This window comes from Microbulbifer taiwanensis, assembly GCF_014904815.1.
Classification (GTDB): domain Bacteria; phylum Pseudomonadota; class Gammaproteobacteria; order Pseudomonadales; family Cellvibrionaceae; genus Microbulbifer; species Microbulbifer taiwanensis.
Genome location: NZ_JACZFR010000062.1, coordinates 1 through 5,854, shown reverse-complemented (window position 1 = coordinate 5,854; position 5,854 = coordinate 1). Strand labels below are relative to the sequence as shown.

The following is a 5,854-nucleotide window of genomic DNA, read 5'->3' as shown; positions in this document are numbered from 1 at the left end:
AAGAACGATATGATTATCGATCAATTGGTGGAGTGTGAACTCGAAAGTGCCGGGTTGAAGCTGGTCCTCAAAGTTAATGACGACCATTGCGCCCTGACTATAACTGTATTTCTTGAAATTTGGCATATCCCCTCCCATTGATGGCCAAATTTTACCAAAAAAGCTTATTTTTAAGAGTTTTTCTACAGCCTGAACGCCCGCAACAGGGGCGTTGGGCGTCCCGCGGAGGCCCGAAGGGCCGGAGCATACTGCTTGCGTTTGTTAGATTTAGTCGGAACAAATAGCATGGTTGACCATACCAAGCTCGACATTTGCCCAGCAACCACAAGGATTATTGGACTTAGAGCACTGCCCCACGGCAAAAACGTTGCCAGCCTTACTCTCTGAAACCCTACATTCACCCTGGCACTGTGAGCTACTTAGACACGATTTTCCAGCATCTGAATAGTTGACGATGCACATTTCACTACCTGACATGCATACAGGACGAAACTCCCCACCAACCTCGAGGCACTGCTCTGCTGTTACAACTGCATTGAATCTCGCAAGTTGTTCTTGCTTATCTATAGAAAGCATCCACTGCTTCACAGCAAACAACATCAAGATTACTAGAAGAACCGCTGATATAGATTTGGCCATAGAAATCTAACGTAGCCAGCTGGGGCGGCCTGCGCTGTTTATGCGCGCAGCGCCGGAGCGTACAGCCTGGCCTGGTTAAGTGTGCGCACCAATGTGCTCCTTGTTCCAACAGTAACTGACGAAAAGATAGTACCCACCAAACAAAGCATACAGCCACATGTAGGTAAAACCTAGGTGAGAAATGGAGCTATGGCCAAACTCTGAGTAGAGTAGAAAAGTTATAATCGATGCGAAAAAGGTGGCATTTAAAAGCACTTCTGCTAGATAACGAATTACACCGAACCTATACCCAGATCTTGGACACAGAAATGGAAACGGAATCCACACATACTTCTTCACGTGGAACGCATTCATTATCCTAATTATTTCATTCATAACTCTTTCTTGAAACTGGTGACACTTAACGCTGAGCTCAGGGATAAATTACTTTATGCACTATTTTTGCGAAAATGGGAGCGCAGCGACCCGCAAAAATGGTGCATAAAGTAATTTATCCCCTGCAGCGAATTGTTATGCACTTGACGCCTCGTTAACTGCCGCAGTGGCGAGAAATACAAAAACTACCAAGTAAATACAACAGTACGTGAAAAATGTTTTTGGTGAAGTTGATCTGAAAACTACACTACTTCTTGTGGACACATATCCTGATCTTGCGGCCACGACCAACTCAGAAAGCGCTATAGCGCTAAGAGTAGGGGCAGCAAAAATCCCTCTTTCAGTCGTTTCTCGGACAAAATAAGTACACAATAGACCGATAGCTATAAACATTAACATCAATATTTTATTGATCTTGAACTCTGGCACATTTGTCGTTACGCCACTTATTTTAATGCAGTGATCAACTAGGCATGATCGGCACGTAACAATGCCTTCTTGATTCAAATTCAATTTTTTATGGCAGTTTGAACAGTGCATTTTTTTGCATAACAGTTTATTCATTGGCATGGTCATATCTGGGCGTATGGGCATATCTGACCATCTATACCCATATCTAGCCATAGGTGGACAGATATGGCCATACTGTAGCTCCAGGCTGGCATCGACATCTGTACATTCTTCAACCAGACCCTCCACTATGCGATGCCCCAGGCCGAGCGTTATCGCACTCTCGCGACGCATGACCCATAACCCACGCTTTTCCGGTTTTGCTCCAGCGGCCGCCGGACTGTTTAATCAGGCGCCGCATAGCCTGCTCTTCGTAACCGACACATACGGCTACCGGTTCCGCTTTGCGGTAGGTGTTTACGGCTGCCAACGAGGTGCCAGTAGCTGGCTTTTCGCGTTCGTCGATAATCAGTTCCACAGTGGTGAATATCTTTTTCCCGCAGGGGGACTCGCGATAGCACACCGCACACAGCCGCTTGCCAAAGCGCTGCTCGAAACGCCTTGCGCCAAGCTCACCGGGGCGAATGGTTTTGATCACTTTCACTGTCCCCTCCCTGGGATTTGCTTTTATGGGCTTCAATCCTCGAGAACTTCGATGCACATTTAGTATTGTTGGAATTGGAAATGTTTATAGCGAATTGCGGAGATGATGTATAGGCGGGTCGGGGAGGCATCCGATATCCCATTGCGGGATATCGGCAAAGAGGGAAGTAACTTTCGGAAGCTCAGTCGGTATCGCCGTTCATGCCCAGTTCCTTGAGCTTGCGGGTCAGGGTGTTGCGACCCCAGCCGAGCAGTTCCGCCGCATCGCGCTTGCGGCCCGCAGTGTGTTTGAGGGCGATCTCGATCAGTGCGCGCTCGAAGGCGGGCACCGCCTCACTGAGGATTTCGCGGCGGCCGGTGGCCAGTGCCTGGTCGGCCCAGAGGCGCAGGGCCTTCTGCCAGTCCTGCGGCGCATCGGCGCTGGCGGTCTGCTGGTGCAGTTCCTGTGGCAGGTCCTCGATCAGCACTTCGCGGCCGGAGGCCATCACCGTGATCCAGCGGCAGGTGTTTTCCAGCTGGCGCACATTGCCGGGCCAGTCTAGGCCGGACAGGTAATTCTCGGTTTCCTTGGGCAGGATTTTCGGCTCCACGCCCAGGTCCTTGGCAGCGCTGTTGAAGAAGTGGCGCACCAGGCGCGGGATATCCTCGCGGCGATCGGCCAGGCGCGGTATATGAATACGAATAACGTTGAGGCGGTGGAAGAGATCCTCGCGGAACTTGTGTTGCTCCACCAGTCTCTCCAGGTCCTGGTGCGTGGCGGCGATGATACGCACATCCACCTTGACCGGCGTGTGGCCTCCCACGCGATAGAATTCGCCGTCGGCGAGTACGCGCAGCAGGCGCGTCTGAGTTTCCGCCGGCATATCACCTATCTCGTCCAGGAACAGGGTGCCGCCGTCGGCCTGTTCGAAGCGGCCGGCGCGCTGGGAGCTGGCGCCGGTGAAGGCGCCCTTCTCGTGGCCGAAGAGTTCCGACTCCATCAGGTCCTTGGGGATAGCGGCCATATTCAGGGCGATAAAGGGTTTGCTCTTGCGCGGGCTGTGGTTGTGCAGCGCCTGCGCCACCAGCTCCTTGCCGGTGCCGGATTCGCCGTTGATCAATACCGTGATATTCGAGTGGGACAGGCGGCCGATCGCGCGGAACACCTCCTGCATCGCCGGCGCCTCGCCGATGATCTCCTTGCTGCCGGCAATATTTTCCAACTCTATCCCGCTTTCCTGTTGCTGCTCGCTGGCGTGGGCCAGGGCGCGGCGGGTGACGGCCACCGCCTCGTCGACATCGAAGGGTTTGGGCAGGTATTCGAAGGCGCCGCCCTGGTAGGCGGCCACGGCGCTGTCCAGGTCCGAGTGGGCGGTCATGATGATAATCGGCAGGGCGGGGCGCTCGGCCCGGAAGCGCTGCAGCAGTTTGAAACCGTCGGAACCGGGCATGCGGATATCGCTGATCACTACGTCGGGGGAGTCGCTGTAGAAATCGTCCAGGGCGCGGTCGCCGCTCTCGTAGCACTTGGTTTCTATGCCCTCGCGGGACAGCGCGCGCTCCAGTACCCAGCGGATCGATCGGTCGTCGTCAATAATCCAAACGCGATTGCTCATGCTCTAGGTTCCCGTAAACAGTTATTCGTTAGAGAGCGGCAGGTAGATCTGGAACACGCTCTGGCCCGGGCGGCTGTCGCATTTGATCAGGCCCCGGTGCTGATTGATGATGTTCTGCGAGATTGACAGCCCCAGGCCCGAGCCCTCGGCGCGCCCGGAAATCATCGGGTAGAAGATGCGCTCGCGGATGTCTTCGGGAATACCCGGGCCGTTGTCCTCTATCTCTATGCGGCACACCAGCGGGCAGTGGCGCCGGCCAATGGTGAACTGACGCTGTACGCGGGTGCGCAGAATAATTTCTCCGCTGGCAAGGCCGATACTCTCGTCGACGGCCTGCATGGCGTTGCGGGCGATATTCAACAGTGCCTGGATCAGTTGCTCGCTGTCGCCCGGGATGTCCGGTATCGAGGGGTCGTAGTCGCGGCGGATTCGCAGTTCGCCGCTGCACTCGGCATCGATCAGTTGTGCAACCCGCTCTAGAATCTCGTGCACGTTGGTGGGTTGCAGCTGTACCGGTACCCGGGGGCCCAGCAATCGGTCGACCAGGTTCCGCAGCCGGTCGGCCTCGTCAATGATGATCTGGGTGTACTCGGCCAACTCCTCGTCCGGCAGCTCCCGCTGCAGCAGCTGCGCCGCGCCGCGGATACCGCCGAGAGGGTTTTTCACCTCGTGGGCCATGCCGCGCACCAGGTTGCGCGTGGTCTCCTGGGCGCTGATCAGCGCGTCCTCGCGGGCGATGCGCAGCAGGCGGTCCATGGACTGCACTTCCAGCAGCAGCAAGCCCAGTTCCGGCACCGGGCTCACCGAGTAGTCCACAGTGCGCGTCTCCAGGTTGTGCAGTCGCCAGCTGGCGCGGCGCACCGTGTACTTCTCGCCCGTGGACAGGGCGCTGCGCATTGCCTTCTGTGCAGCGGCGGATTCGCGCACCACCTCCTCCAGCGGCTGGCCACTGACGCGCGCGCTGGAGGCGGCGAGCAGGTCCTCAGCGGCGGAGTTGAGGTAGCAGAGCAGCAGGCTGTCATCCAGCACCAGCACCGCAGAGTTGAGGTTGTCCAGCAGCTGGCGCAACTGGCGGTCGTTGAGCATGCAGTAGTTTCCGGTTCAATCGAGTGCATGGCGCGGACCGCGGCCCGCGCCTGCAAACTTCGGCCAACAGGCCGTTGTTTTTAGTCAGTGCAAGAAGCAAACCAAAATGGCGCACCAGTGAACTGGCGGCGCCCGCAGCCGGCTTTTGCCCGACCCGTGAACGGGCACAGCGCCCTGCGGGAGCGCGCGAGGCTCCAGCCGGGGGCGGTCGCGGGCAGGCGCACCCCTGAGCGCACCATTATGGTGCGCTGATCAAAAAAACACCAGCCTGTTGTTCGCGAGCGAGGAGAGGAGGCGGGAGAAGCTGGGCCGGACAGGGCCGGCCCCGCATCAGTTGTTCGGCTGGGCCCGCGGCAGGCCGGGGGCCACCGGCGCCTTGGGTGCCTGCTGGGACTGGGGCGCGGCGATATCCGGCAGTGTGCCGCCGGGGCGTTTGACGAAGATGGTGATGACCTGGGATTGCGCCAGCACAGCGCCGCGCGCATCGACGAGTACCGCCTGCACGCTGTGGCTGCCGCGCTCCAGGGCGGAGATATCCAGGCTGGATCCGGCGGAGCCACCGCGCCAGGGCTGGCCGTCGACCACCGCGAAGAACTGCGAGCCCTCCGGGTATTGCGGGACGACATTCACCTGCAGGGCGATAAAGCGCTGGCCCGGCGGAATGGTCGCGCCGTCCAGCGGGCTGACGATGGCGATATCCACCGGGCCCGTATAACCCTCATCTTCTTCGCGCGGCGGGGCCTGGTCTTTCGGCGACAGCTTGCGCACCGGCAGCGGCTTGCGCACCGCCGGCTGCACATTGGTGGGCCCTATCTCGACCTTTTCCACCTTGCCGCCCGACGGCGCTGTGTCGCTGAAGACGACGCGCCCATCCGGGCCAACGCTCTTGTAGATGACGTTGCCGCCCTGGGGCTCGTCGGTGCCGTCGCCGCCGGCGATGGCGAGCAGGGGGGCCAGGGTCAGTGCCAGCAGCAGGGGTTTTCTTTCCATAGCGAGTTTGATCGCGGCCACCGGCCGCTCCTACAGAGGGTTGTACGCAGCGAGAACCTATCAATAAAGCTAGTGTACCCGCAATAAAAAAGCCCGCACCAGAGTGGTGCGGGCTT

Annotated in this window: 4 protein-coding genes and 1 pseudogene; all 5 read right to left on the bottom strand. The window is 58.0% G+C overall.

Annotation, left to right across the window (positions count from 1 at the left end):
- A pseudogene (locus IG627_RS21360) lies at positions 1-126 on the bottom strand (transposase); the annotation flags it as partial.
- Positions 127-1,696: 1,570 nt separating this feature from the next.
- A complete protein-coding gene (locus IG627_RS18900) occupies positions 1,697-2,068 on the bottom strand; it encodes a hypothetical protein (protein WP_193194570.1) in 372 nt (123 codons plus the stop codon).
- A 181-nt stretch (positions 2,069-2,249) separates the two neighbouring features.
- Positions 2,250-3,662: a nitrogen regulation protein NR(I) gene (glnG, locus tag IG627_RS18895; RefSeq protein WP_193194568.1), complete on the bottom strand. Its 1,413-nt coding sequence runs from the start codon at positions 3,660-3,662 to the stop codon at positions 2,250-2,252.
- Between the two features lie 21 nt (positions 3,663-3,683).
- A complete protein-coding gene (glnL, locus tag IG627_RS18890; protein ID WP_193194566.1) occupies positions 3,684-4,748 on the bottom strand; it encodes a nitrogen regulation protein NR(II) in 1,065 nt (354 codons plus the stop codon).
- Positions 4,749-5,078: 330 nt separating this feature from the next.
- A complete protein-coding gene (locus IG627_RS18885) occupies positions 5,079-5,738 on the bottom strand; it encodes a DUF4124 domain-containing protein (protein WP_193194572.1) in 660 nt (219 codons plus the stop codon).
- Positions 5,739-5,854: the final 116 nt, after the last annotated feature.

What these genes read in the sequence shown, in the direction of transcription:
- glnG (WP_193194568.1), bottom strand. Translation starts at nt 3,662, where the DNA reads ATGAGCAATCGCGTTTGGATTATTGACGACGACCGATCGATCCGCTGG.
- glnL (WP_193194566.1), bottom strand. Translation starts at nt 4,748, where the DNA reads ATGCTCAACGACCGCCAGTTGCGCCAGCTGCTGGACAACCTCAACTCT.
- IG627_RS18885 (WP_193194572.1), bottom strand. Translation starts at nt 5,738, where the DNA reads ATGGAAAGAAAACCCCTGCTGCTGGCACTGACCCTGGCCCCCCTGCTC.